Origin of the sequence: Hymenobacter setariae, assembly GCF_007713685.1 — a bacterium.
Taxonomy (GTDB): Bacteria; Bacteroidota; Bacteroidia; order Cytophagales; family Hymenobacteraceae; genus Hymenobacter; species Hymenobacter setariae.
Map to the genome: position 1 here is coordinate 185981 of NZ_VMRJ01000002.1, position 26832 is coordinate 212812.

Here is a 26832-nt window from a genome sequence, read left to right on the forward strand (position 1 = left end):
TGGCCTGCCGTGCCATGCGTTACTTTGGCGAGCCAACCTAATGTGCTCATAACCCCCATGCATCACCAGATTATTTTCTCCGACCAAGCGCCGGCGCCCATCGGGCCTTACTCGCAAGCTATTAAAGCTGGTAACACTGTGTACGTATCGGGCCAAATACCCCTTGATGCTGCTGGGCAGCTCGTGGGGGAGGGCGATGTGAGTGCTCAGACGCACCAAGTACTCAAGAACCTGACTGCTGTGCTAGCTGCTGCTGGCTTAGCTCTCACCGACGTAGTAAAGTGTTCCATCTTCGTGAAGGACCTAGGCAATTTTGCTACCATCAATCAGATTTATGGGACTTACTTCGATGAAGCCACTGCCCCGGCCCGCGAGACCGTGGAGGTAAGCCGCCTGCCCCGCGATGTCGAAGTTGAAATCTCTTGTATCGCAGTAGGGTAGCGCTCAGTAAGGGACGTAATGAGCCCGCGCGAGCAGCTAGCCAGTCAGCGTTGCTTAGGGTGCTCATTACTCCCATTACGCTATCCCGTACCTTTGTAGTATTATGAGTGAAAGACCTGTTCGGGTGCGTTTTGCCCCCTCGCCTACTGGCCCGCTGCACATTGGCGGCGTGCGGACGGCCTTGTACAATTACCTGCTAGCCCGCAAGCTGGGCGGCACCATGATTTTGCGCATTGAGGACACTGACCAAAACCGGTTTGTGCCCGGCGCCGAAGACTACATCCGGGAAAGCCTAGAATGGGTGGGCATCAAGCTTGATGAAAGCCCTTGGGTAGGTGGTCCCCATGCTCCCTACCGCCAAAGCGAGCGCAAGCCCATGTACCGCGCATACGCCGACCAGCTCATCCGCGATGGCTATGCCTACTATGCCTTTGATACGCCCGAAGAACTCGACGCCATGCGCGAGCGCTTGCAGGCCGCCAAGGTGCCCAACCCGCAGTACAATAGCATTACGCGCACCCAGATGCGCAACTCACTGACCCTGCCTGAAGACGAGGTAAAGCAGCTACTTGACAGCGGTGCGCCCTACGTTATTCGCCTTAAGGTGCCGCGCAAAGAGGAAATTCGTTTTCAAGACCTCATCCGCGGGTGGGTAGTAGTGCACTCTAGCGCCGTCGACGACAAGGTGCTGATGAAGTCGGATGGTATGCCAACCTACCACTTGGCCAACATCGTGGACGACCACCTCATGGAAATCTCCCACGTCATTCGGGGTGAGGAGTGGCTGCCTTCGGCGCCGCTTCACGTGCTGCTGTATCGCTACCTAGGTTGGGAAAAGACCATGCCGCATTTCGCTCACTTGCCGCTGCTGCTCAAGCCTGATGGCACGGGCAAGCTCAGCAAGCGCGACGGCGACCGCCTAGGCTTTCCAGTATTTGCCTTAGAATGGCACGGCACCGACGCCGAAACCGGCGAGCCCACCGTTAGCCGCGGCTACCGCGAGGAGGGCTACCTGCCCGAGGCATTAGTCAATTTCTTGGCCTTCTTGGGTTGGAACCCTGGTACTAGCCAAGAGATTTTCTCCATGCAGGAGCTGATAGAAGCCTTCTCTATCGAACGCGTGAGCAAGTCGCCCGCCAAGTTTGACCAGGCCAAAATTAAGTGGTTCAATGAACACTACCTGCGCGCTAAGCCCAATGCGGAGCTAGCGCCCTACCTGCTCACTGCCCTAGCCGAGCACGGCATTAATTGCTCGCCCGAGAAAGCCGAGCAGGTGGTGGGTGTAATGAAGGAGCGGGTAAGCTTCCCGCAGGATTTCTGGCAGGAGGCTAAGTATTTCTTCGAAGCCCCAATCGAGTACGACCAAACGGTCATCAGCAAGAAATGGAACCCGCAGGTGTCAGCTGCCCTAGCTGCCTACGCCGATGGTCTGCCCGCCGACTCGGAGCCCAGCGCCAATGCGGAAGTGCTCAAAAATATCTTCAACGATACCACCGCGGCCCAGGGTCTCAAGCCTGGCCAAGTGCTGCAAGCCTTGCGCGTGGCCGTGACTGGCGCTGGCGCCGGCCCCGACCTATTTGAAACCCTAGCCATTTTGGGTACGGGCGAGGTAGGCCAGCGCCTACGTGCCGCGGTAGAGCGCCTAGGTTAGCGCTAATAGGATTAAACAGCAAAAGCCCCCTGGCCAGCCGGCCGGGGGGCTTTTGCTGTTTAATCGGCTTCTTATTGAAATAAAAATTTCGTAGTTAATATATTTTATTTAGATTTGAGTTCTAATTACTAGTAAGTTATAGTTGGTTAACCTGAGTTTGTATAATTTTTAGTTGCTAATAAAAATTCTCTTTCCTTCATTTTTTACGTCAATTATATGAAGTCAAAACTTCTACTCATAAGTGGATTAATTGTATTATTGGCGCCGCGCATTGGACTAGGCCAATCGGGCGCAGGTTGCTCTGGACACTTCGATATTGTTTACCCAGCGGGCAGTGGCACGGCTACCACCTCAACAAACAACGGTTCGGGCAGCGTCACCAACAGCTATTGTCCCCCCACAGCGGGCACAAGCCAGCAAATTCAAGTCACACCAACTTCTAATAGTACTGTCTTGCTGACTCGTACGCTAGCCGACAACACAGTGACGACCTACGATGCCGGAACGGTAACTGGCGGCGCCACCTATACCTTCGTTTTCCCAGTGGCTACGCAGTCGGCTGTTTACAAGCTCACGGGTACTACGGTCAACTGCAATAATGCGAAGGCGCTGAATTTTAGCTTATTGCTGGACCCTACGCTTGCGCTGACGGCTAGCGCCACTACCGTGTGTGCGGGCGGCAGCACCGTACTCACAGCCACGGGCTCGACTGGTAGTTACACGCTCACGGCACCCAATACACCTACCCAAACCAATACAACGGGAATATTTGCCGTGTCGCCCACGGTTTCTACCACGTATACTGTCACGGCGCCTACTTCGTGCGGCACGGCCACCCAGCAGCAGCTAACGGTGATAGTGCCCGAGCTAACCGTAAGCCCTGCCGCCGCTACCATTACCCTAGGTGGCTCGGTGAAGCTAACAGCTACCACCAACGTGAATGGTGCCGTATATAGCTGGAAAGATATGGGCACCAGTGCCTTGTTAGGAACCATTGATGCGCCCACGTTGGCACCACTGCTCACGACTACCTACCGCGTGACAAGCACTGTAGCTGGCTGCTCGCTTTCTAGAGATGTACCCGTGACCGTGCAGTTGACCCAGCCCTTGCCCGTTACGCTGAGCCGCTTCGACGCCACCTGGACGCCAGCCGGCCCCATGCTCAACTGGTCCACTGCCTCAGAGACTAATAATGACTACTTCGCCATCGAGCGTAGTCTTGATGGCGTAGCCTTCGGTACCATCGGTCGGCAGGCTGGGGCGGGCACAGCTACCACTGCCCGCGCCTATCAATATGCTGATACCGAAGGGGCCGCTCTCACGGCCTCTACCCTCTATTATCGCTTGCGCCAGGTAGACAGCAATGGTAAAACCACTTACTCGCCCGTGCGCATGGTAGCTATCAAGCGCACCAGCTTGACCTTGTTTCCTAACCCAGCTTCTGATAAAGCTACACTGACCGGCGCGACACCCAGCGCCCCGGTGCGCGTGCTCGATGCCCTAGGTCGGGTGCTGCTCACCACTACTACCGATGCGGCCGGCAGCGCTCAGCTAGCACTGCCGGCTGGCTTGCCCGGTGGCGTGTATATAGTGCGGGCCGGCCAGCAGGCCACCCGCCTCACCGTAGAATAGGCCCTGGCCGTTGCTAGGCTCTGCTGCCAGGCCGCGTCGTATAGCCTACGGCGCGGCCTTTTGCGTAGTAATGGGCAATTGTTCATTGCTCATTGTTAATCGCTCCTTGTAGAAATGGCTAAGAAACCCACCAAACCCAAGCAAAAAGCGCCCGAGCCCGAAAAGAAAGCTCGTGTGCACAAAGAGCTGGAAGGCTTCGAAATCGGGGTGAACCCCCTAGGAGAAATTACTTCCAACTATTCTATCGAGCAGATAAACCAGTTCCTGGGTCGCCACGTGCGCGATAAAAAAATTGTGAACCGCGAGGGCCAGTACGGTGAAGAAGCGCAGGCTAAAAGCGCCGCCGAAGCTGCCCGCATAGCCAGCGAGGAAGATGAATTTCCTTTGGCCGAAGGTGCTGGCGACGAGCCCGAAGAAACCGACGAAGACTTCATGAAGCGCACCAGCCGCGAGGCTAAACGCAAAAAAGACCTTGGTAACGAAGCCGACGAGGCCGCTGAAACCCGGCGCGAGCTACCCGAGTAGGCGCACGTAGCTACCAGCGCGTCTGCAGCCACCTAAGCGGTGCAGGCGCCCTAGGTAGCCGCAGGCCAGCTTACATGTCCTGAATAGGTTGGCTGGCTACTTGCTGGCCCTTCTCATAGGTGTCTATCTCTACTAGCCGGCCGGTCTCCGAAAACTTGCGCCACTCGCCAAACCAGAAGTAGTGCAGCACCGTGCCCTCGTCGGCCACGCGGGCGCGGCCTTTCTGCGACACTTGGCCGTTGGGGTGGTAAAAGGTAATATCGCTGTAGTCGCGGCGGTAGCGCTCGGCGTGGTCGAGCGTGCCCAGCTGCGTGTAGTAGCGCCAGTGGCCCACGGGCCGGCCGTGCCGGTAGCGACCTCTAGTGAGGCGCGTTTGCTTGTTTTTATCGTCGTAATACGTGCGCCAGCGGCCCTGCTGCTCACCCTGGCGGTCATAGCCATTGGTGCGCCAGAAGGCGGCGTGTTGACGGCCCGGCACCGCCGTAGTGCAAGCCGAGGCCGCGAGGCCAAGTAGAGCAAAGAAATAGCAGCGCATGGCAGTAGGGTAAGGGGTGGGGTTAGTGCTTCACCTTCAACGATAAAAGTTGCCTGTAAGTATAACACTGCGCGTGCGATATAGCCTGTGGCCTACATTTGCCGCTCACCTAACCCCTAGCTGAATCATGCGCTCGCACGAGGTGGATTACCGTATTCTCGGCTCCGATATTCAAGTGCTCGAAATAGAGCTCGACCCACAGGAAACCGTCATCGCCGAAGCCGGCGCGATGGTGTACATGGATGAAGCCATCGCCTTCGAAACCAAGATGGGCGATGGTTCGGAGCCCGACCAAGGCTTTATGGGCAAGCTATTTTCGGCAGGCACCCGACTCATTACCGGTGAAAGCCTATTTCTGACGCACTTCACACACCGTGGCAGCTATGGCAAGAGCCGGGTTGCCTTCTCGGCGCCTTACCCTGGCACCATCATTCCGCTTGACCTAGGGACCCTGCCCGGCGGCCTTATTGTGCAGAAGGATGGCTTCTTGGCCGCCGCCAAGGGCACCAAAATCAGCTTGCATTTCAACCAAAAATTTGGGGCAGGCTTTTTTGGAGGTGAAGGATTTATTCTGCAAAAACTTACCGGCGATGGCAAAGCTTTTGTGCACGCCGGCGGGACCATCATCGAGAAGCGCCTCAATAATGAGCTGCTGCGCGTCGATACGGGCTGCGTGGTAGCGTTCGAACCGGGCATCGACTTCAGCGTGGCCCGGGCCGGGGGGCTAAAGTCGATGATATTTGGGGGAGAAGGACTGCTGCTGGCTACTCTGCGCGGTACAGGGCGCGTTTGGATTCAGTCGATGCCAGTTAAGAAACTTATTCAAGCCCTGGCACCTAGGGGTGGCAACGCCCAGAAAGAAAGCGGCAGTGTGCTCGGCGGGCTCGTTAACGGCTGGCTGGATGAATAACAGCCGCTGGATAGCCAGCCGACTGTTCGTTGTCGCTTTGCAAGTGCACTCCTACGATGACGCCTACCGATGCAAGGAGGGCGAAAGCGAGCACTGCTAAAAGTACCAAAATGCGGCGGTTAGGGGCCTGTGCGGCACTGAGCTGTTTAGCGCCATTAAAAGCGGAGCGGCGATAGCGCCGTTCGGGAGAAGCCAGCGACCTGGCAGAAATAGACCGAGGAGATGCCATGTATAAAATAAGATAAGCGGGTGGGAAGGAGTAGCGTAGCCATAATGTGGTCGAAGAAAAGTACGAAGTTGCAAGCGCAGCGGATTACCAGTTATCGACTTGACAGCTAAATAAATCGACTAATTTTAAATAAATAGACTTTTCTAAGAAAATCACTATTTATTCCCTGCTCAACCACGTCCCACCACCCAATTGTTCCCTAGGTAGTTAGTGACTATTGCCTTCGCGCCCAACTACATCCTGCCCCTGCCACCGGGCCATCGCTTCCCGATGCTGAAGTATGAGCTACTGCCCGAGCAGCTACTGCACGAGGGCACTGCTACGGCCAGCGATTTCTTCGTGCCCACGCCTCCGCCACTGGCCGATGTGCTGCTCACGCACGAGGCCGACTACGTGCATCGCCTGTTGCACGGCCAGCTTACGCGGCCCGAGGAGCGGGCTAGTGGCTTCCCGTGGAGTGCGGCCCTGGCCGAGCGCGAAATCACGCTACTGGGGGGCACCATTGGGTGTGCACAGCGGGTGCTGGCGGGTGCAGGGGTGGCCCTCAATATTGCGGGGGGCACGCACCACGCCTTCGCGGGGCGGCCCGAGGGCTTTTGCTTGCTCAATGACCAGGCAGTAGCGGCCAATTGGCTGCTGGCCAACGAGCCAGCCCGGGTGCGACAGATTTTAATTATCGACCTCGATGTGCACCAGGGTAATGGTACGGCGGCCATCTTTCGGCACGAGCCGCGGGTGTTCACGTTTTCGATGCACGGAGCGCGCAACTTTCCGGGGCGCAAAGAGGTGTCAGACCTTGACCTGCCTCTGCCCGACGGCACCGGCGACGACGACTACCTAGGGCTGCTGGCCGATACCCTGCCGCGCCTCCTCGATGAGCAAGTGCGTCCCGACTTCGTGTTTTACCTCAGCGGCGTCGATGTGCTGGCCACTGATAAGCTGGGGCACCTGGCTCTTAGCCGGGCTGGCTGCCGTCAGCGCGATGAGCTGGTGCTAAGTGCCTTGCACCAGCGCGGCTTGCCCACAGTGGTGTGTATGGGCGGCGGCTACTCCGAGCGCATCGCCGACATTGTAGAGGCCCACGCCAACACATACCGAGTGGCTGCCAGCTTGTGGTAGCGAAGCACCTAGGTAGCCTTAAAAAGCCAGTGCGGGCAAGTGCCAAAAAAGCCCCGCTCCAGAGTAGGAGCGGGGCTTTTTTTAAGGAAAAGGAAAAGCTTAGTAAGCTAGTTGTAGCGCTGGTTCGAGGGGCGGTTGGAGTCGTTGTCCGTGCCGCTGAAGGTCTTCGAGAACCAGTCTTTAATTTCGTCGATAGCGTGGCCAGTTTTCTCTTGCAGGCGGCCAAACCACTCATCTTGCTTGCCTTCGTCGTAGGTCAGGTCATCGTCGGTGAGCTGGCCCCACTTCTGCTTAGCAGCGCCTTTGATTTCGTTCCAGTTGCCGCGCGCACGCAGCTCGGTGTTGTCGCCGATGCTATTGTTGTTAACGTCCATGAGTGAAAAAGTTGAAAGGGCGGGTTGTTGGGCTTATACGCGGCCCTCAGCCGATAGGTTAGGGCCCAATAGGTAATGTGGCCGGCGAGGTAGCTCGCGAGCGTGCCTTGCCACGGGTAAGGTGCATGATAAGCTTTACGAGCAATAGCACGGCTCCGGTTATTAATAACGAGAGTAGCAAGGCATAAAGGGCTAAAAGCGCGAGAATAGCACCAAAATCCGACCCGAAAAATAGGGTCCTGAACCGGCCGTGTTGCGCGACGAGGCGTGCGCTGCTATCAAGGACTTTTTGGTGGCAAATAGCTGACTTTTAAGACGTGGATGACTAAGCTGAGTGTGCGATGATACCAGGCCGTTAGGCTTGTGTATCGGCGGGGTCGCCCATGTGCTGCGCACCACTTTAGAGCCATCGGGCTCGGTATGGGTAGCTGTAATTAGGGTGTTGTGGGTGCTGCACACTGCCCTAGGTACTTCGACTAGGGCAGCAGCGGGCGGTAGCGCCACCGTCGTCGAGGCTGGCAGGTAAGCGGCAGACTCCGCGAACTGATAGCTAGCCCGGCTGCACGCAGCCAAGCTAACCAGTGCGCAAAGGCAGCCGAATGAGCGGTAAAAGATTGTGGCCATAGCGTGTGTGAGAGATAGGGTGTTGCCAGGCAGGTGTGCTGGCTGTCTTGCTCCCAGGCTGTTGGCCTAGGTGAGCGAGGATGAAAGTAGCGGCCGGCCTCCGCGCGCTAATCTTCATTTGCACTAAATTCTGACATCTACATCAGCTTCTATTTGAAATTAAGGTGTTGTTGAATAGCATTTTATGCTGAAAAAATCTGATGTTATAAAGTGGTAGTTAGTCTTGGCTTCATCCGGCGCTTACTTTGGGGCGACCTAGCTATTTTTCATGGACGACCTGCGCCTGACGCTGCAAACCTTGGCTCCCGACGACCGCCGCGACCTCGAGCGGTTTATTCAGTGGCAGCGCCGCAAAGCCACCGGCCGGCAAGACCTGCGCCTGCTCGAGCTGCTGCTTAGCCCCAAGGAATACAAGACCGAAACGCTCATTCAGAAGCTCTACCCCGACGAGCCCAACGCGGTGGCCTACTACGCCCTGCGCAAGCGCCTGCTGCGGTACCTCACCGATTTTTTGCTGCTCCGGCAAAGGCAGCACGACGCCACGGCAGCTACGTCGGTACGCGGGCAGCTCACGCTGGCCCAGTATCTCTTTGGGGCCGGCGTGCCGCGCCTGGCCTGGAATCTGCTGCGCAAAGCCGAGAAGCTAGCTCAGGACAACGAGCAGTACGAATCGCTGAATGCCGTCTATAACCTTCAAATTCAATACGCCAGCTCGCCCCACGCCGAGCCGCTTGACGCTATTATCGAGCGCCGCCACCGTAACAAGAAGGCTGCCGATGAGGAAGAGCGCGCCGCTATTGCCGACAGCTTGCTGCGCCAGCGCCTGCGCCAAGCCAGACAGCACGGCCGGGGCGCCGTGCCAGCCGACGAAATTTTGCGCAATATTTTGGTCGAATACGACTTGCAGGAGGCCTTTGCCCGCTCGCCGTCGCTGCTGTGCCGGCTCATGAGCATCACACGGCACGCCATGCTGGTGCGGGGCGACTTTGCCACGTTCGCGCCCTTTATCGAGCGCTGCTACCGGCTCATGGAGCGCCGCCACGGTTTTGCGCCCGCCCACCGTGGCTACCAGCTGCGGTTGCTGTATATGCTGGCGCACGCGCTGTACCGCTCGCGACGCTTTCCCGAGTCGGTGGCCTATTTAGAGCAGGGCCTAGCCGTGCTGGCCACCGCGCCGGGCCGGCAGTTTGCCGAGCTGGGACCCCGCTTTACATTTTTGCTAGCGGCTAATTATTCCTTTCTGCATCGCAACCGCGACAGCATCAGGATATTAGACGAAGCGCTGAAAGCAAAACCACCGCTGCTGCCTGCCGACCAGCTCACGGCGCGGTTGCAACTCAGCTTTCACTACTTTGCGGAAGGTAATTTTCAGAAAGCCAACCAAACGCTCATTAGCCTCGACCGCACCGACCATTGGCTCGAGCAGAACCTAGGGCTGGAATGGCTGCTTAACCACAACCTAGGCGAGATGCTGATACAGCTAGAGCTCGGCAATCCCGACCAGGCGCTAGCCCGCCTGCGCGCCGTAGAGCGCCGGCTGCACGAGCAGTTTCCGGGCACCGAGGCCACGGCCGAGGCGGCCGCCTCGCCCCTAGGTGGCCCCTACCATGCAGTCGTGAGCTTTATGGGGTTTGTGCGCGAAATTATTGCCGACCCGGCCGTGGCTCGCAGCCCCGATTTTGCGGCGCGGGTGGCCCGCATTCCAGCCTTTTTATCTCAAGAGCGCGAAGACTTGCAGGTAATTAGCTTTTATGCCTGGCTAAAAGCGCGGGTGCTGGGCCGGCCGTACTACGAGGTGCTGCTACAACTGGCCGAGCAGTAGCGCAGGCGTTCAATGCTCGGCCAGTAGGTACACCAAATGCCCGTGCTACTGCTTAGCTAGCTGGTTAATATCCTTCACCTCCAATACTTTTTTGGGAGTACCGTGTTCGGCAGTATGCAGGAGTGCCAGGGCCAGTTCGCGCAGCGTGCTGCTGTAATTAAACAGCCGCGCTAGCGGAATCAGCCAGCTAAACCAGCGGTATACTGCTGGCACGTGCCGCTGGCCCTTCACAGGCTTCAGCCCGCCCGGCCGAAACATATAGGCCGCCCGAAAAGGCAGCGCTAGTAGGTCGTTTTCGGTGCGGCGCTTCACTTGCGCCCACATCAGCTTCCCCCCGGTGCCCGCTCCCGAAATGTAGCAGAACGTAGCCTCGGGCGAGTGGCGCAGCAGCGTGCGCGCCAAGTGCAACGTCAAGTCGTGCGTAACGCGGGTGTACGCGTCTTCTTTCATGCCCACCGATGAAACGCCCGCGCAGAAGAAGCACGCCGTGTAGCCGCGCAATTCTTCTTCGACGCCCCCTAGGTCAAAAAAATCGGGCACTAGCAGCTCGTGCAGCTTGGGGTGCGCGTGCCCGCTAGGGCGGCGGCTGATGGATAGCACCGTTTCTACCTCGGGCTGGTCGAGCAGCGTCAGCAGCACACCCTCGCCCACCATGCCGGTGGCGCCGGTAAGAATAATCCGTTGGGACATAGAAATAAAACAAAACCCGCACCTCAAAGACGTAGGAGTGCGGGTTTTGTTTTAAGCGCTCAGCGTTACTCGAACAGCGCCGGCTTACGCTCAACCAGTGGTTGGGGGTCGCTCGTCATAGCTGCTTGCCCAAATCCACAGGCGGCACAAAATTTAGCTTTCACAGTGCGTAAGGGTTTGTGGCACTTCGGACAAGGTGGCCCATAAAGCTCCACGCTATGATGAAATATTGCGTTGGGATTTTCTTCATCAAAACCCGTTAGCAGCCGGTACATTTCTAGCATGGGGCGCAGGCGGCGGGCTACCGGACTGGCCAAGTCTAGGGGTGGCGGCAGCGACCTGCCAAGTCGCCGAGCCTCTGCCTCCACTGCCGACATGCCTTCCTGCCTCGCCTTATCTAGCAAATAGTTTTCCTCACCTTCCAGCATGGGAACTTCCTGCTGGCAGCGCCAGCACCACAAATTCCTCATGTTAAGATGATTAGGACTGGTTACAATTCCTTGCGAAGGCGGGCCACCGGAATGTTTAGCTGCTCGCGGTACTTGGCCACCGTGCGGCGGGCAATGTTGTAGCCGCGGGCATTAAGCATTTTTTCGAGCTTATCATCGCTCAGCGGGTGGTCCTTTTTCTCATTGCCAATGAGGTCTTTCAGAATGCTTTTCACCTCGCGGCTGCTAGCGTCCTCGCCCGAGTCAGTAGCGATACCCTCGGAGAAGAAGAACTTGAGCGGATAAATACCGTGCTCGGTCTGGATAGACTTAGAATTGGCCACCCGGCTGATGGTGGAGATATCCATGCCAATAGCCTGGGCTATGTCCTTGAGAATCATGGGCCGCAGCTTCGAGTCGTCGCCCGTTAGGAAGAACTCACGCTGGCGCTCCACAATGGCTGACATCGTGCGCAGCAGTGTATTCTGCCGCTGCCGGATGGCATCGATAAACCACTTGGCCGAGTCGAGCTTTTGCTTCACAAAACTGACGGCCTCCTTCATCTTAGCGTCTTTCTTGGCGGCCTTGTCGTAGGTCTGCAGCATCTCGCGGTAGTCGCGGCTCACGCGCAGCTCGGGGGCATTGCGGGCGTTCAGGGTCAAATTCAGCTCGCCGTTATCATTGGTCAGGATGAAGTCGGGCATCAGGTACTGCGCCCCGCCGGCACTGCCGCGCCCGCCACTCACGGGGCCGCTGCCGCCCGGCTTGGGGTTCAGCTTTAGAATCACGGCCACGGCTTCTTTCAGCTCGTCGTCCTCTAAGTCCAGCTTTTGCTGAATGCGCTGGTAATGCTTCTTAGTAAATTCCTCGAAGGTTTCGGTCAAGATGCGCTCGGCGTTTTGCGTGGCCTCGTCTTGGGGGCGGCGCTCTAGCTGCAGCAGCAGGCACTCGGGCAGGTCGCGGGCAGCGATGCCGGGCGGGTCAAACGTCTGAATGACGCGCAGCACACTCTCAATCTCGGCTTCGGTAGCCTCAATGTTCTGGCTGAAGGCTAGGTCATTGGCAATGGCCGCTAGGTCGCGCCGAATGTACCCATCGCCATCAATCGAACCAATGAGCTGCTCGCCAATGCTTTGCTCTAGCTCATCGAGCTGGGCGTAGTGCAGCTGGTCGAGCAGCGAGTCTTGCAGCGAGCCGCTAGTGTCGGCCAGCGGCATTTCGCGTTCTTCTTCGTCGCCGGGGCCGTCACCCTGCATCTTGTAGCCCGCTATCTCATCATCATTGACGTAGTCGCTGATGTCGATTTCGTGGTTGTCGTTGTCGATACCTAGGGCTTCGGGCTCTGCGGCCGGCTCGGGGCGCTCGTCGGCGTAGTCGTCGAGGCCGCTGGCGCTGTCGTCGGGCGCCTCATTGCCACCGAAGTCTTCATCTAGTGTGTTGTCGTCGCTGTCGAGCGAGTCGTTGGGGTCGTTATCATCGGCCGAGTCGTCGGGGCTATCGTCGCGCTCGGCGTCGTCGCTGTCACCTTCTTCCAGGGCTGGGTTCACTTCCATTTCCTCCTTAATGCGCGTTTCGAGCTCTGCCGTAGGGATTTGCAGTAGCTTGATAAACTGTATTTGTTGAGGCGAAAGGCGCTGAGAAAGCAGCTGTTTAAGGTCGAGGCGTTGCATAGGAAGGGCTACTAGCGGGAATGGGCCGGTGGGCCAGAGCGGACGGTAGAAATACGGAAGAACAAACTAACTGGTCGTAGGCTAATACTAGCAAATTCCGGTTGGGGTTAGCGCCCCGCGCGGTAATGGCCCAAGCGCTGGCTTTACCTTTGCTGGCTCAACTGCCTTTTGATTACCGCTTATGCCTGCCGACCAACTCCGCCGCACCCGCATTCAAGACCTGCTCACGAGTACCGACCTCAACCGCGAAGTGCTGGTGAAGGGCTGGGTACGCACCCGCCGGGGCAACAAATATGTGCAGTTTATTGCCCTCAACGACGGCTCGGGCCTTGCCACCTTGCAAGTAGTGGCTGATGCTGAGAAGTTTCCTGAAGAAAGCCTAAAAGAAGTAACCACTGGCTCGTGCGTGGCCGTGCGTGGCTTGCTGGTACCTAGCCAAGGCAAAGGCCAAGCAGTGGAGGTGCAGGCTAGCTCGATAGAAGTGCTCGGCACCGCCGACCCCGAAGCCTACCCGCTGCAAAAGAAAGCCACCTCGCTGGAGCACCTGCGCGAGATTGCCCACCTGCGCCCCCGCACCAACACCTTTGGGGCGGTGCTGCGCATCCGGCACGCGCTGGCATTTGCCGTGCACGATTATTTCAACCGGCACGGGTTCTATTACGTGCACACGCCCATCATTACGGGCTCCGATGCTGAGGGGGCGGGCCAGATGTTCCGGGTGACTACCCTGCCGCCCGAGCACCCCCCACGCACCGAAGACGGCTCGGTTGACTTCTCCGAAGACTTCTTTGGCAAGCAAACCAACCTCACCGTATCGGGGCAGCTCGAAGGCGAGCTGGCGGCTATGGCCCTAGGGCAGGTGTACACCTTCGGACCCACCTTCCGGGCCGAAAACTCGAACACCGCTCGCCACCTGGCCGAGTTCTGGATGATAGAGCCCGAAATGGCGTTCTACGACCTGCAAGACAACATGGACCTGGCCGAGGACTTCCTCCAAAGCCTAGTGCGCTATGCCTTAGAGCACTGCGCCGCCGACCTGCAATTCCTGAACGACACCTACGACAAGGAGCTGCTCGAGCGCTTGCGGTCAATAACCGACAACGCCTTCCAGCGCCTCACCTATACCGAGGCGGTCGAGATTCTGAAGTCGGCCAAGAAGAAATTTGAGTTCCCGGTAGATTGGGGCACCGACTTGCAGAGCGAGCACGAGCGCTACCTGGTAGAGAAACACTTCAAGAAACCGGTTATCCTCACCAACTACCCTAAGGAAATCAAAGCTTTCTACATGAAGCTTGATGAGGACGGCCGCACCGTGCGCGCCATGGACGTGCTCTTCCCCGGCATCGGCGAAATCATCGGCGGCTCGCAGCGTGAGGAGGACCTAGGTAAGCTCGAAGGCCGCATGGCCGAGATGCACGTGCCCACCGACGAGCTGTGGTGGTACCTCGATACCCGCCGCTTTGGCACGGCCCCGCACTCGGGCTTTGGCCTAGGCTTCGAGCGCCTGGTGCTGTTCGTGACGGGCATGACCAACATCCGCGACGTAATTCCCTTCCCACGTTTCCCCAAGAACGCAGAGTTTTAAACAGGTTGAAGAAGCTATTCAATACAAAAGGCGGCCCCATCGGGGTCGCCTTTTGTATAGTGGTGTAGAGGTGCAGAGGCGTGCGGCCAAGCTGCTACTGGCTTGGTGCATCGGCGTGGTAGAGGTTGTATAGCTGGTCGATGAGGCCAAAGCTGCGCTTGTTCAAGTTCTGCTCAGTAGATAAGATGATGAGCAAATTGCGGCCGGCGAGTTGCTGGCGCAGGTTTAGTTCGCGCACGTAGTGGCTTTCGCCCGGCGTGTTTTCGGGCCAGAACACGCTTTCGTTATAGTACCAGAAGCGCGAGCTGTCGCTGAACAGATTAGAGAAATAAGGGTAAAAAATATAAAAGCTTTGTGTAAAGCTATCGCCCACTAGCAGCGTGTTTGGCCGTTGTTGGTGGGGGGTGGGCGGCGCAAACGTGACGATGGGGTACGCCATAGGGTAGGGGCGAGGCCTGATTACTAGGTTTAGACCTCTAGCGATGTCCTCATCGGTGCCACGCAAGTGCTTGGTAGTTATTTCACCGGGGCTGGTGGTAAAGTTGGGCAGGTCGAGGCGCGTAAGCGCCTCAATGGCGCGGGCCAATGTGTCGGCCACTAGGGTGGTGCTATAGCCACTCCAGTGCGTGCCACCGCGTGGAAACAGCGGGTGCGGCGCCGTAGGCTTCCAGCGCTGAAACAGCGCTGCCGCATCGAGCACGTGCACCCCCGCCTTGGGCAGCGCCTCGGCAAAGCCAGTGTAGTTGGTGGGGCCGCGGTCGGCAGCTTGCACGCCGGCGGGCAGGTCTTCGGGCAGGTAGCCGGGCTTGCCGGGGGCCAGCACATAGAGCAGCTGGGTGCCACGCTGAGCTAGCATGTCTTGTACCCCGCGCACGCGCTGGGCGTGGGCCGTAATAGCCTCGGCGCCTAAGTAATCGCGCCCTAGGTACGATTCGGTGGGGCCGCCTTGATACAGCACACCGTGCTGGCCTACCAGCACATCGCCCGTGTGCACTTGGCCGAAGAAAGAAAAATCGACTTGGTTGCGCAGCCGAATGAACCATGCCCGAAAGCCCAAGCGATTATCCAGGTAAGCTTCGAGCCGGGGCTGGTAGTTGCCAGCCAGCAGGTCGTCGACTTGTAGGTCAGGCTTCTCGGCGTTCGTATTAGGATTGTAGCCATCGAGTGCGCCCACGGGAAGCAGGGGCCACTTGGCTTGTAGAGCCGGCAGAAGAAACAGGGAAGTTAATGTTGCCAGAGCCAACCGTTTAATCCATAAATAGTTGTCTTGCTGCATGGTGAGCTAGAAGCGGAAATATATAAACGGATTGAACGTACTGCCTAAGATTGCGCCCGCGCTCAGTAGCAATAATATCGCCGCCACTGTGCTTAAACCCAGCGCGCGACGTAGCGAAAGCGGGTGAACAAAGTAGAGGCTCAAGTTGAACCGCTCTAGGGCGGGTATAGCATTCATGAAGGCGAAAACAGCGCTTACAACCAGTATCGACCAGAACTTGGTGGTGAAAGAGAGGTGCACCAGCTGGGGCACTTCCCAGGCCCGGCTGATATCGGGCATAATACCTACTAGGCGGCCCCCAAAAGCGGCTGCCTGGTCTAGAGTTTCGGCCCGAAATAGTACCCACCCTGCCACAGTGATGAGAAAAGTAGGCACAATGCTAAGGGCGCCGAGGCGGCGATAAATACGCAGCAGAAACAAACGGTCGAGCACTAGCCAGAGCCCATGGTAGGCACCCCAGGCAATGAATGTCCAGGCGGCGCCGTGCCAGAAGCCAGACAGGATAAAGACCGTCCACAGATTGACATAAAGCCGACTAGGGCGCACGCGATTACCACCTAGCGGAATGTAGAGGTAGTCGCGCATCCAGCGACCTAGCGTGATGTGCCAACGCTGCCAAAACTCCGTGATGGAGCGTGCTGCATAAGGCGAATTGAAGTTTTCGGGAAACTGAAAGCCCATGAGTTTGCCTAGCCCCACCGCCATGTCGGAATAACCCGAAAAATCGAAGTAAATCTGGAAAGTGTAGGCTACCGCTCCTAGCCAGGCCTGTGCTACCGGCAAGGTGGCCGGGTCAAGGGTAAAAATGTGGTCGGCCTGTTCGCCCAGCGCGTTCGCGAGCAGCACTTTCTTGGCTAGGCCCACAATAAAGCGGAAAAAACCGGCCAGCTTTTCATCGACCGTGTCAAAAGCGCGGCGGTCAGTAAGCTGCCCGGCTATTTCGTGAAAGCGCACAATCGGCCCCGCTATCATTTTGGGAAATAACATGATGTAAAGCATGAAATCCCAAAAGTTTTTGAGCGGCTTGTTCACGCCGCGGTACACGTCAATAGTATAGGTGAGCTTTTCGAAGGTGAAAAACGAAATGCCGATGGGGAGCACTATCTTCTCCCACGTCAGAGCTGGACCACCGAAGTAGCTACGCACGGCGCTGGCATTGTCGAGAAAGAAGTTAGCGTATTTGAAGTAAAACAGCATGCCAACGTTAATCAGGATGCTGATAATTAGAAAAATGCGTTGTTTCCAGCGTTCGCTGGCGGCATCCATGAAGCGGATGAGTAGAAAGTTGACGACTACTGACCCTACAAACAGCGCTAGAAAATTCAGCCCTCCCCAAGCGTAAAACAGCAAGCTGCATAGCAAGGCTACCACATTTTTGAAACGATAAGGCGCCAGCCAGTACAGCAGCAAAAAAGCGGGTAGGAAATAGAAAAGAAAGAGCGTACTACTGAAGACCATCCGTAAGAAAATGAAGCTGGTTTAAGTGCTACTTCAAAATCAGCTGGAGCGAAGGTATTTCAGAAAGCTACCATGGCCTTGCCTAGAGCTTAGCATTACTACAGCGAAGTACAACCTAGGTAGCGCGTTTGGAAAGATGAGGGCCTAGCAACTTCAAAGAGCGTAACTCGTTCAGTAGCGACGTATTTCTTTCGCTCATGCTTCCCGAAATTGACCTCACAGACGCCGCCAGTCTGCCCGAAGGCGCACTGAAAACCTTTCCCACTCCCCACGACGGCCCCAAGGTGCTGCTGACGCGCCAGCAGGGCCAAGTGCGTGCGTTCGCGCCTAATTGCCCGCACTACGGCGCCCCATTGGAGAAGGGTAAAGTAGTGGATGGCCGACTCATCTGCCCCTGGCACCACGCCTGCTTTAAGGTCGAAAATGGCCACCTGTGCGAGCCACCCGCCCTCGACGACCTACCCACCTACGCCGTGCGCGAGGCCGAAGGGCGCATCTTGGTGCAAGTGCCGGCTAGTCCGCCCGCCAGCACCGACAAGCCTGAGACCACGCCGACCGCCGAGCTAGGTGGCACTCCGCCGCCTGCACCTGCCACAGGCCCCGCCGATAGCCGCACCTTTGTTATTGTAGGGGGCGGGGCGGCCGGCGAGTTTGCAGCTCAAACGCTGCGGCGCGAGGGCTTCGCGGGCCGCGTGGTGCTGGTGTCGGCTGATGAAAAGCTGCCTTACGACCGTACCAAACTCAGCAAAGCCTACCTGGCGGGCAAAGCCAAAGCCGAGACCCTGCCACTGCGCGAAGCTGAGTTTTATGTACAGCAAAAAATTGAGCTCTTGCAGCATACGCGCGTAATCGGCTTGAGCCTAGCTAAGCAGGAAGTGCAACTGGAAGGCCAGCCGCCGCTACACTACGACCAGCTACTGCTAGCCCCCGGCAGCACGCCCAACCTGCTACCCAAATTGCCCGGCCACGACTTGCCTGGCGTGCTGCCTTTGCGTACCCAGGCTGACGCCGACGTCCTACTGGAAGCTACCAAGGATGCTAAGCAGGTGGTGATTATCGGCGCGAGCTTTATCGGGATGGAGGTGGCTAGCAGCCTCATGGCCGAGGGCCGAACCGTGACGGTTATAGCCCAAGAAAAAGAGCCCTTCGCCCGCGTCCTAGGTCCCGAAATTGGTCAAATGTTCCGGAAGCTGCACGAAGAGAAAGGCGTTCACTTTGAAGCGGAAGCGGAAGTAAGCGCCCTATTAGGAGAGCAAGGCCACGTAGTGGGCGTGCAACTCAAATCGGGCAAAACCCTGCCTGCCGACACTGTGGTGCTTGGGGTAGGCGTGCGGCCTGCTACCGACTTTTTGAAGGATGCCTTTAGCTTAGAAGAGGACGGAGGTGTGGCTGTGAATGCCAACTTGCAGGCCGCGCCGGCTGTGTATGCGGCCGGCGACATTGCTCGTTTTCCGCTGGCGGCCACCGGCCAGCCTACACGCATAGAGCACTGGCGCGTGGCGCAGCAGCACGGCCAAGTAGCGGCCCGCAATATGCTGGGCCAGCAAGCGGAGTTTACCGCTGCTCCTTTCTTTTGGACGCAGCAGTATGGCAAAAGCCTGCGCTATGCCGGCCACGCCGAGCGGTGGGATGAGATTGTTTACCACGGCAACGTAGCCAAGCAGGATTTCCTAGCCTTTTTTGTGCAGGCCGGCCGCATCGTGGCCGTAGCTAGCATGGGCCGCGACACTGATATGATTTATATCACAGAGCTACTAGGGCAGAATAAGATGCCAACCCCCACGGCCCTGCGGCCCGACTTGGACTGGGCCTCTGTAGGGGCTGCTACCTAGGGTTTGGGTTTTAAGGTGGAACTGAGAAGGGCGCTGCCTCCAAATTAGGAGACAGCGCCCTTCTTAGTACAAGTCTAGCTACTGAGCTGATGCTAGCGCCGCCCACGGCCACCGCCCTCGCCTCCTCGCTGCCCACCACCGGGGTTGCCTGGCTGGCCCCCAAAGCCACCCCGAGCGCCGCCAGAGTTGCCTGGCTGATTGCCAAACCCACCGCGGGCACCACCTAGGTTGCCGGGTTGGCCGCCGCCACGGTTGCCTCCATCAAACCCACCAGGGGTAGAAGGGCTCCCGCCAGGCCGGCCTCCGCCCGGGAAACCCCCGTTGAAGCCGCCAGGGCGCCCATCGCCAAGATTGCCGCTGGGGCGCCCACCATCGGGCCGGCCGCCCCCAGGGTTGTTATGTACATTACCAAAGCCACCGGGCCGGCCGTTGTTGCTGTAGCCTCCGCGGCGGTCAAAGTTGCGGTTGAGGTCACGGTCGTAGCCCCGACCATTGTAGCCACCGCGGTCGTAGCCATATACCCGGCCGGCTCCGTAGTCGCGGTTATTGTGGTAGGGGCCGTAGTTGCCCCAGCCGCCACGCCGGAAGCCGGCTACGTACTGCGGGTAGCGGTTGCGGTAGGTGCCGATGTATAGCCATGGCTGCGGCCCTACGTAGCTAACCGGGTAAGGGTGAAAGTAATAAGGGTCGTAGCCATCGAGGTACGGCATCTGCACCCACTGGTAGCCATCAAACACTAGGTAGATACCATTGTAGATGTCGTAGTAGCCGTCAATCTCCGGAATGTAGTAGTACTGCGTGCCCTGCGGCACGGCTGGCCCCCAGGGCGGCAGGCCAATATTTACCCCCACGCTCACCTGTGCCTGGGCGGCCCTAGGTGCAGCAAAAGCCAGGCCCATGCCCAGCGCGAAAGCAAGAAAACGAAGGCGAGACTTCATGATAAAAGCAGAAAGGAATCAGTGAATTGCTGCTTGTTCTTACGCAAGTTCGGTGCCGGATTTTAGCTTAGTCGACAGAAGCGCCTAGCTTGCTGGCTAGCCCGCCAAATGTGCCGACGAACCGGTTCGCCTTTTACCCAAAGCCAAAAAGCCCCGCTGGGTAGCGAGGCTTTCTGTGGCTCTCTAGCACTATTAGTGGCGGCCTTTGCCATGGCCCTTCCCATGGCCAGGGCCGGGGCCGTACAGCTTCTTGGCTTGGCCGGGGGGCATGCCGTGGGGGTGGCCCTTCCCCTTCCAGAGCCAGGGCGAGTCTCCACGGTAGGCGATGTACTGCGGGTGGAAGCTGCGCGGGTCGTAGCCATCGAGGCGCTCGAAGCGGGCCCACTGGCCATTGCGCTGCACGATGTAGCGGCGGGCCGGCACGTCGTAGTAGGCATTAGCCTCCGGAATGTAGTAATACTGGGCATCGGCTGGCGCACCAACTACTACCGGCGGGGCCGTATTGATGTTAATATTGACCTGGGCGTGGGCCGGGGCAGCGGCCAAGGCTAGCAAGCTAAGCGTGGCTAGCGCCGCGGTTTTTTGAATAAAATTCATAGGTGTAAAAGAATAGGTTACCCGGCCTGCTTGGCAAGGACAATGCCAACACAGGCGTAGGGGGTGCCGACTCTATACGGACCTGCTTAGTTTTTGGCTTTACGTAGCAGGTACCGCGTAAGCGTGGCCGTAGGTTGTAATCCAGCTGGCTCGGCCCCGACCTCGGTCGAGTGCACATCGACCAGGTCCCAGCCTGCCGCAGATAGCTCACCTAGGGTGTTGTTAAGCAATGTAATATTGCGCTGAAGGTTAGCGCGGTAGCGGTCAGAGGCCAAGTTGTATTCTTCCTCCAGCTTGATTTCGGACTTGCCTTGGAAGGTGGGCGTCAGCAGAAGGTAGCAGTCATTTCGATATGGCGACTTGATAACCGAAATCGTCATGAAGTCATAGGTCGGGCGGCCGGTTTGGGCCAAGGCGCTCAGCGATACTAGGAGTAGCAGCGCACCTAGGCACCAGTTGCGAATAGGGAAAGCCATGCGTCGAGGAGTTTGGTTGAGGAGAAGAATAGGTGGCAATGCTGGCCCGCCGCGCATGCCAAGTTAGCTCATTGCCAAAAGCACTGGCACTAATCGGGCCACACGCCTGTTGTGCACTATCGGCCCAGCTGGCAGCGAAAAAAACCGCGTTTTTACCACTCTCGCCCAGCCATTTCCGTACCTTTGCTTGTTCCTCTGATTTGCCCGCATGGCTAAAAAAACGGCTACCGCTCCTGTTGCTCCTGCTCCAAAAACACCCAAGGCTGCCTCAAAAAAGGCAGCTAACTCTACTGTCAAAGCGGCCGAGCTTTTGACCACAGCTACCGAAGCCGAGCTAGTGGAAGTAGCTGAAAAGCAGGCATCCGATGTGCAGCACGACCTGCCCGTGGGCCGCCAGCCCGCGCCCGCTGGCCGGGCCGTGGCCGAGCAGCACCAAACGCCCGAAACCCTGGCCCCGCCTGCCGATGGCCAGCTCCTAGGTGCCGCTGCCGAGGCGCCTTACATCGAGGTGTACGGTGCCCGCGAGCACAACCTCAAGAATGTGAGCGTGCAGATTCCGCGCGGCAAGCTGGTGGTATTCACGGGCATTTCGGGCTCGGGTAAGTCTTCGCTGGCTTTCGATACCATTTATGCCGAAGGGCAGCGGCGGTATATGGAGACCTTCTCGGCCTACGCGCGCTCGTTTATGGGTGGGCTAGAGCGGCCGAATGTCGATAAAATCGAAGGGCTGTCGCCGGTAATATCGATTGAGCAGAAAACCACCTCGCGCAACCCGCGCTCGACGGTGGGCACCATCACCGAGATATACGACTTCCTGCGCCTACTCTATGCTCGCACGGCCGAAGCTTTCAGCTACGCCACGGGCAAGAAGATGATTCGGCAGAGCGATGACCAGATTATCAACTACATCCTGAAGCACTACGACGGCAAAAAGCTGATAGTGCTGGCGCCGGTGGTGAAGGGGCGCAAGGGTCACTACCGCGAAGACTTCCAAAAGATTGCCAAGCTGGGCTTTACCAAAGTGCGCGTTGATGGCGAGCTGCTCGACATCACGCCCAAGATGCAGGTAGACCGCTACAAGATTCACGATATCGAAATCGTGATTGACCGGCTCGTGGTGAAGGAAGAAGACCGGTTCCGCCTGTCGGGCTCGGTGCAAAACGCCATGACCCACGGCAAAGGCACCCTGCTAGTGCTTGACCCAGACGCCAAAAAGGCCGCGCCGCAGTTTTTCTCGCGTTTCCTGATGGACCCCGAAACGGGCATCGCCTACGACGACCCGGCGCCTAACACGTTCAGCTTCAACTCGCCCTACGGGGCCTGCCCACACTGCGCCGGCCTAGGCGAGGTGCAGCAAATAACCGAAGAAACTGTAGTGCCCGACCCCAAGCTGAGCATCAGCCGCGGCGGCATTGCGCCCCTAGGGGAGTACCGCGACATTTGGATTTTCCAGCAGCTTCAGCTCATCCTCAAGAAGCATAAGGTCAGCCTGAATACGCCCATCGAGAAGCTGCCGGCCGAGCTACTGCAGCGCCTCATGCACGGCATCACGCAAGACGAGGCCGACGATGCGAAGGGTGCTTACACCGAGCCTTTCGAGGGTATCATTCCCTTCTTGCGCCGCCAGATGGAGTCCGACTCGGACAGCATTCGCGAGTGGATACAGCAGTACACTCAGGCCCAGACCTGCCCGGTGTGCGATGGCTACCGCCTGAAAAAAGAAAGCTTGCACTTCAAGCTGGCCGACAAGCACATCGGCGAGCTGTCAGTGCTGGATATTAATGAGCTGGCCGCTTGGTTCGTAGGACTAGAAGACCGCCTCAGCGACCGCCAGAACCTCATTGCGCGCGAGCTACTCAAGGAGATTCGTAAGCGCATTGGCTTCTTGCTCGAAGTAGGGCTCGACTACCTCAGCCTGCACCGCTCGGTGCGCACGCTCAGCGGCGGCGAGAGCCAGCGCATTCGCCTCGCTACCCAGATTGGTACCCAGCTCGTGGGCGTGCTTTACATCATGGACGAGCCGAGCATCGGCCTGCACCAGCGCGACAACGAACGCCTTATCAAGGCCTTGCAGCACCTACGCGACATCGGCAACTCGGTGATTGTGGTGGAGCACGACAAGGACATGATTCTCAATGCCGACCACGTGCTTGACATTGGGCCGGGCGCGGGTATCCACGGCGGCCACATTGTGGCCGAAGGCACGCCCAGCGCCATCTTCAACTCGGGCTCACTCACGTCGCAGTATCTCAGTGGCCAGCGCCACGTGGAGGTGCGCAAGAAGAAGCGCGAGGGCGAAGGCAGCTACTTGGTGCTGAAAGGCGCCAAAGGCCACAACCTCAAAAACGTAACCGCCAAGTTTCCCCTAGGTAAGCTCATCGCCGTTACGGGGGTGTCGGGTTCGGGTAAGTCGTCGCTCATTCACGACACGCTGTACCCAATTCTCAATCAGCACTTTTTCAATGCCCACCGCGAGCCGCTGGCTTACGGCAGCATCGAAGGCCTGGAGCTGATTGACAAGGTGATTGAGGTAGACCAGTCGCCCATCGGCCGCACGCCGCGCTCGAATCCGGCGACGTACACGGGCGTGTTTACCGAAATCCGGCAGCTGTTTGCCGAGATGGCGGAGGCTAAAATCCGTGGCTATGGCCCTGGGCGCTTCTCATTCAACGTGAAGGGCGGGCGCTGTGAGACGTGTGAGGGCGCTGGCATCCGCACCATCGAGATGAACTTCCTACCCGACGTGCACGTGCCCTGCGAAACCTGCAAAGGCCGCCGCTACAACCGCGAAACGCTGGAAGTGCGCTTCAAGGGCAAGTCCATCACCGATGTGCTTGATATGACGGTAGAGAAGGCCGTAGACTTCTTCGAGTTTCAGCCGCGCATCCTACGTAAAATTAAGACCTTAGCTGACGTTGGATTAGGCTACCTGACCCTAGGGCAGCAAGCCACTACGCTTTCGGGTGGTGAGGCCCAACGTGTGAAGCTCGCCACCGAGCTCAGCAAAAAGGACACCGGCAAGACCTTTTACATCCTCGACGAGCCGACCACTGGCCTGCACTTTGAGGACATTCGCCACCTAGCCGACGTGCTGCACAAGCTCGCCGACAAGGGTAATACTGTGCTCATCATCGAGCACAACTTGGACCTCATCAAGGTGGCCGACCATGTCATCGACATCGGCCCGGAGGGCGGCGCTGGTGGCGGTACCATTGTGGCGCAGGGCACGCCCGAGCAGGTGGCCAAGGCAGGCAAAGGCCACACTGGGCGTTTCTTGGCCGAGGAGCTGAAGACCAGCAAATACGCGTAGCGGCGCCGAAAGGCACCTAGGTAGCCGCGGGCCTTTGCAGGTCTATCGGCTACCTGAGCGTGCCCTTGATGCTGGAGTGGTCGAACGAAGCGGTAAACGTATTGCCGCTGGCTGAAAGGGTGCCCGAATTAGAGCTGCCTCCTCCCGTCTTCACGTTGCCATTGAAATAGCTAGTGCTTTCGGTAGCAAGGTTCGTCCAAGGGCCCGAGCCAGTGCGATTCTTATCGACCAGAAAGCGAATGCTATACGTTTCGTGGACGCTAAAACGCCCTTGGAACTCATAGACATCTTGCACGCCGCACGTGCTGATGCGCAGCTTTAGGTCGGAAAGCGTGGCCGTCGTATCGCGCTTGTTGTAGCGCAAAAACCCGTCGTCGTGAATGGTAAATCGTCCGTTGATGGGCGTGAAGTCGTTGTAACTGGGTGCCGCATCCTCTTTAGAGCAGGCGCTGAGCACAAGCAAGCCTAGGAGAAGTTTTTTCATAGAAGGAAAAGGAACTGTAAGCAGCTAGTCAGTTGCTTACAGGATAGAAAGATAGTTTGCGTTGGTGTTTTGCTACTCGAAAATGCTAGCGCCCTTATTAGGAAAGCGGCTATTGGGCTTCGAGTTGGCTCAGCCGCTCGTAGCGAAGGCTAAGCTGACGGTGGCGGCGGCTGTGCACTAGCCCAAGCAGCGGAAACGCCACGGCGGGTACCAGCCGTAGCAGCCACGGCTGCACAAAAAACGACAGGAGGATACTGAAGGCAAATACCAACGGCGACGAGAGCGGCCGAAACAAGTCGAGGTCGGGATGAGCGTGCTCGTGGGCGAGCGTGAGGCCGTGGGCGCGGTTGCGCAAGTAAGCTTGCAGCCGCACCTGCATGCAGCCTACCACAATGATATTGAGGCTATAGAGAATCCAGGGCGTACGCAGCAGGCTGTACTCGCTCTGGTAGGCCGTGGTGAACGGCATAAGCACGATGCCGAGCAAAAAGAACAGGTTGGTCCAGATGAGCCGATTGTCGAGATTGCGCACAAACCGAAAAATGCGGTGGTGCGCCACCCAATAAATAGCAATGACGAAGAAGCTGATAAAGAAGCCAATAAACTTCGGTATCAGCCGCAGTAGGCCCTGCGCCGCCTCGGCCTCGGTGGCGTGGTGCAGCTCGGGTACCTTGATTTCGATGACGAGCAGCGTGATGGCTATGGCAAACACCGCGTCGGTAAACAGTATCAGCCGCTCCAACTGAAACTCGGTGCGGTCGTGGGAGTCGCGGGCGGTATCGGAAGGAGTTGCCATGGGGAGCCGGGCTAGATGCGCGGCTAAAATAACGCCCTAGGCGCCCGTCGGCCCAAACCGTTCGGTCAGAATCATTTCCGGTGCCAATCCGGCGGCTTGCAAGCCATTGGCTACGCTTTCGACCATGCCCGTGGGGCCGCACACAAATGCCTGCGGCTGGCTTTCGCCAAAGCGCGATACTACCTCGGCCAGCATAGCCGCATCGATGCGGCGCTGGTAGCCGGTCCAGCCGGGCGGCGCCTGGCGGGTGTAGTCGAGCAACAGCGTGAAGCTGTCGTCGGCCTTCGCCATTGCTTCTAGCTCAGTTTTATAAATAACTTCCTCGGGCGTGCGCACGCTGAGCAGCAGCGTGGCCGGTGTGCGCAGGCCTAGGTGCTGGCGGTGGCGCAGCATAGCCATAAGCGGCACCACGCCCGAGCCGCCACCCACGAGCAGCAGTGGCGGCGAGCTAGGCTCGCCGCGCCACACAAAGTACCCGCCAATGGGACCGCGTACTTCTAGCTCGTCGCCCACAGCCACGCCCTCGAAGAGGTAGCCCGATACTTCGCCCTCGTCGACCAGCTCCACGGTAAGGGCGATTTCGCCGGTTTGCTCGGGCGGCGAGGCGATGGAGTAGCTGCGTTCGGCCTGGTAGCCGCCCTCGGCGGTGAGGCGCAGGTCGTAGTGCTGGCCGGCGCGGTGGGGCGTCCAGTTAGGCAGGCGCAGGGTAAAGGTTTTGACGTGCGGGGTTTCGGGCACGATGCTGACCACCGTGCCCAACTGCCAGGTTACCTTGCTCATAGCCGGATGCTGCCGGCGCTAGCCTGGTCGTCATCGTCGTCGCGGTAGCGTTGCTCCTTCCACGGGTCGCCGTACATGCTGTAGCCGCCGCGCTCCCAAAAGCCGGGCTCGTCTTGGGCCGTGAAGCGTAGGCCCTGCACCCACTTGGCGCTTTTCCAGAAGTAGAGGTGCGGCACCACTAGCCGGGCCGGGCCGCCGTGCTCGGGCGCCAGCGGCTGGCCTTCATACTGCAAGCCCACGAAGGCTTTGCCGCCGAGCAGGTCGGCCAGCGGCAGGTTGGTGGTGTAGCCGCCGTAGCTGAATTCGGTCACGTACTGCGCCTCGGGCTTGAGCTTGACGTGCTCCAGGAGCGTGTCCACGCTCACGCCGCGCCAATGGGTGTCAAATTTCGACCACTTCGTGACGCAGTGAATGTCAGGGTTGAAGTCCTGCATCGGCAGCTTATTGAATTCTTCCCAGCTCCACTTCATGGGCGCTTCTACCAGGCCTTCGAGGCGGAACTCCCAGTTGGTAAGGGCAATGCGCGGCGTAGGGCCGGCCGTGAGCACCGGAAAATCGGTAGTTTCGTACTGGCCGGGCGGCAGCTTGGGGTTGCTCGGGCGCTTGGGCTGAAAGCCGCGGTTGGTGAAGATTCCCATAAAATATAAGTG

23 protein-coding genes are annotated in these 26832 nt (G+C 58.3%); 10 read left to right on the forward strand and 13 right to left on the reverse strand.

Features of this window, described 5'->3' with window-relative positions; all coding sequences use genetic code 11:
* Positions 1 to 57: 57 nt before the first annotated feature.
* The 4 genes from FNT36_RS07310 to FNT36_RS07325 all read left to right on the forward strand — a co-directional run bounded on the left by FNT36_RS07310 (position 58) and on the right by FNT36_RS07325 (position 4249).
* On the forward strand, positions 58 to 441 hold the full coding sequence (locus FNT36_RS07310) for a Rid family detoxifying hydrolase (protein ID WP_144845970.1): 384 nt from the start codon (positions 58 to 60) through the stop codon (positions 439 to 441).
* 103 nt (positions 442 to 544) lie between these two features.
* Positions 545 to 2092, forward strand: coding sequence for a glutamate--tRNA ligase (gene gltX, locus FNT36_RS07315; protein WP_144845972.1), 1548 nt, complete (start codon positions 545 to 547; stop codon positions 2090 to 2092).
* Positions 2093 to 2545: 453 nt separating this feature from the next.
* Positions 2546 to 3724 carry a T9SS type A sorting domain-containing protein gene (locus FNT36_RS07320; RefSeq protein ID WP_233635749.1) on the forward strand — a complete coding sequence of 393 codons (1179 nt, stop codon included), beginning with the start codon at positions 2546 to 2548 and terminating at the stop codon, positions 3722 to 3724.
* 114 nt (positions 3725 to 3838) lie between these two features.
* Positions 3839 to 4249: a hypothetical protein gene (locus tag FNT36_RS07325; RefSeq protein ID WP_144845976.1), complete on the forward strand. Its 411-nt coding sequence runs from the start codon at positions 3839 to 3841 to the stop codon at positions 4247 to 4249.
* Between the two features lie 70 nt (positions 4250 to 4319).
* On the opposite strand, the gene FNT36_RS07330 is transcribed toward FNT36_RS07325, so the two are convergent.
* The gene (locus FNT36_RS07330; RefSeq protein ID WP_144845978.1) at positions 4320 to 4784 is read right to left on the reverse strand and encodes a toxin-antitoxin system YwqK family antitoxin; all 465 of its coding nucleotides are present in this window, start codon (positions 4782 to 4784) and stop codon (positions 4320 to 4322) included.
* A gap of 127 nt (positions 4785 to 4911) precedes the next feature.
* Between FNT36_RS07330 and FNT36_RS07335 the strand changes: the two genes are divergently transcribed.
* Together FNT36_RS07335 and FNT36_RS07340 are read left to right on the forward strand one after the other, a co-directional pair.
* Positions 4912 to 5694, forward strand: coding sequence for a TIGR00266 family protein (locus FNT36_RS07335; protein ID WP_233635750.1), 783 nt, complete (start codon positions 4912 to 4914; stop codon positions 5692 to 5694).
* Positions 5695 to 6133: 439 nt separating this feature from the next.
* The gene (locus tag FNT36_RS07340) at positions 6134 to 7042 is read left to right on the forward strand and encodes a histone deacetylase family protein (protein WP_233635751.1); all 909 of its coding nucleotides are present in this window, start codon (positions 6134 to 6136) and stop codon (positions 7040 to 7042) included.
* 107 nt (positions 7043 to 7149) lie between these two features.
* On the opposite strand, the gene FNT36_RS07345 is transcribed toward FNT36_RS07340, so the two are convergent.
* A complete protein-coding gene (locus FNT36_RS07345) occupies positions 7150 to 7416 on the reverse strand; it encodes a CsbD family protein (RefSeq protein ID WP_144845982.1) in 267 nt (88 codons plus the stop codon).
* 892 nt (positions 7417 to 8308) lie between these two features.
* Between FNT36_RS07345 and FNT36_RS07350 the strand changes: the two genes are divergently transcribed.
* On the forward strand, positions 8309 to 9862 hold the full coding sequence (locus tag FNT36_RS07350; RefSeq protein ID WP_144845984.1) for a hypothetical protein: 1554 nt from the start codon (positions 8309 to 8311) through the stop codon (positions 9860 to 9862).
* A 45-nt stretch (positions 9863 to 9907) separates the two neighbouring features.
* On the opposite strand, the gene FNT36_RS07355 is transcribed toward FNT36_RS07350, so the two are convergent.
* On the reverse strand, positions 9908 to 10552 hold the full coding sequence (locus tag FNT36_RS07355) for an NAD-dependent epimerase/dehydratase family protein (RefSeq protein WP_144845986.1): 645 nt from the start codon (positions 10550 to 10552) through the stop codon (positions 9908 to 9910).
* A gap of 490 nt (positions 10553 to 11042) precedes the next feature.
* A complete protein-coding gene (rpoN, locus tag FNT36_RS07365) occupies positions 11043 to 12650 on the reverse strand; it encodes an RNA polymerase factor sigma-54 (RefSeq protein WP_144845988.1) in 1608 nt (535 codons plus the stop codon).
* A gap of 181 nt (positions 12651 to 12831) precedes the next feature.
* Here rpoN and asnS point away from each other — a divergent pair, with 181 nt between their 5' ends.
* Complete coding sequence (asnS, locus tag FNT36_RS07370; RefSeq protein WP_144845990.1) at positions 12832 to 14235, forward strand: asparagine--tRNA ligase; 1404 nt, start codon at positions 12832 to 12834, stop codon at positions 14233 to 14235.
* Positions 14236 to 14329: 94 nt separating this feature from the next.
* Here asnS and FNT36_RS07375 read toward each other — a convergent pair whose 3' ends face one another.
* Entirely contained in the window at positions 14330 to 15409 is a 1080-nt protein-coding gene (locus FNT36_RS07375) for an alginate O-acetyltransferase AlgX-related protein (protein ID WP_233635752.1), read from the reverse strand.
* A 108-nt stretch (positions 15410 to 15517) separates the two neighbouring features.
* Complete coding sequence (locus tag FNT36_RS07380; RefSeq protein WP_233635753.1) at positions 15518 to 16921, reverse strand: MBOAT family O-acyltransferase; 1404 nt, start codon at positions 16919 to 16921, stop codon at positions 15518 to 15520.
* Between the two features lie 245 nt (positions 16922 to 17166).
* Here FNT36_RS07380 and FNT36_RS07385 point away from each other — a divergent pair, with 245 nt between their 5' ends.
* Positions 17167 to 18801 carry an FAD-dependent oxidoreductase gene (locus FNT36_RS07385; protein ID WP_144845995.1) on the forward strand — a complete coding sequence of 545 codons (1635 nt, stop codon included), beginning with the start codon at positions 17167 to 17169 and terminating at the stop codon, positions 18799 to 18801.
* A gap of 92 nt (positions 18802 to 18893) precedes the next feature.
* On the opposite strand, the gene FNT36_RS07390 is transcribed toward FNT36_RS07385, so the two are convergent.
* The 3 genes from FNT36_RS07390 to FNT36_RS07400 form a co-directional block, all read right to left on the reverse strand.
* Entirely contained in the window at positions 18894 to 19739 is an 846-nt protein-coding gene (locus tag FNT36_RS07390) for a hypothetical protein (RefSeq protein ID WP_233635754.1), read from the reverse strand.
* Between the two features lie 192 nt (positions 19740 to 19931).
* Positions 19932 to 20336 (reverse strand): hypothetical protein, encoded by a 405-nt coding sequence (locus tag FNT36_RS07395; protein ID WP_144845997.1) that lies wholly within the window; start codon positions 20334 to 20336, stop codon positions 19932 to 19934.
* An 86-nt stretch (positions 20337 to 20422) separates the two neighbouring features.
* On the reverse strand, positions 20423 to 20812 hold the full coding sequence (locus FNT36_RS07400) for a hypothetical protein (protein ID WP_144845999.1): 390 nt from the start codon (positions 20810 to 20812) through the stop codon (positions 20423 to 20425).
* Positions 20813 to 21020: 208 nt separating this feature from the next.
* Between FNT36_RS07400 and uvrA the strand changes: the two genes are divergently transcribed.
* The gene (gene uvrA / locus FNT36_RS07405) at positions 21021 to 24122 is read left to right on the forward strand and encodes an excinuclease ABC subunit UvrA (RefSeq protein ID WP_233635755.1); all 3102 of its coding nucleotides are present in this window, start codon (positions 21021 to 21023) and stop codon (positions 24120 to 24122) included.
* A 49-nt stretch (positions 24123 to 24171) separates the two neighbouring features.
* Here uvrA and FNT36_RS07410 read toward each other — a convergent pair whose 3' ends face one another.
* The 4 genes from FNT36_RS07410 to FNT36_RS07425 all read right to left on the reverse strand — a co-directional run bounded on the left by FNT36_RS07410 (position 24172) and on the right by FNT36_RS07425 (position 26820).
* Positions 24172 to 24606: a hypothetical protein gene (locus FNT36_RS07410; protein ID WP_144846001.1), complete on the reverse strand. Its 435-nt coding sequence runs from the start codon at positions 24604 to 24606 to the stop codon at positions 24172 to 24174.
* A gap of 109 nt (positions 24607 to 24715) precedes the next feature.
* Positions 24716 to 25402 (reverse strand): TMEM175 family protein, encoded by a 687-nt coding sequence (locus FNT36_RS07415; protein WP_144846003.1) that lies wholly within the window; start codon positions 25400 to 25402, stop codon positions 24716 to 24718.
* A gap of 36 nt (positions 25403 to 25438) precedes the next feature.
* Positions 25439 to 26182 (reverse strand): ferredoxin reductase, encoded by a 744-nt coding sequence (locus FNT36_RS07420; RefSeq protein ID WP_144846005.1) that lies wholly within the window; start codon positions 26180 to 26182, stop codon positions 25439 to 25441.
* A complete protein-coding gene (locus FNT36_RS07425; protein WP_144846007.1) occupies positions 26179 to 26820 on the reverse strand; it encodes a sulfite oxidase-like oxidoreductase in 642 nt (213 codons plus the stop codon). The genes FNT36_RS07420 and FNT36_RS07425 overlap by 4 nt, the downstream gene beginning before the upstream one ends.
* Between the last annotated feature and the right edge of the window lie 12 nt (positions 26821 to 26832).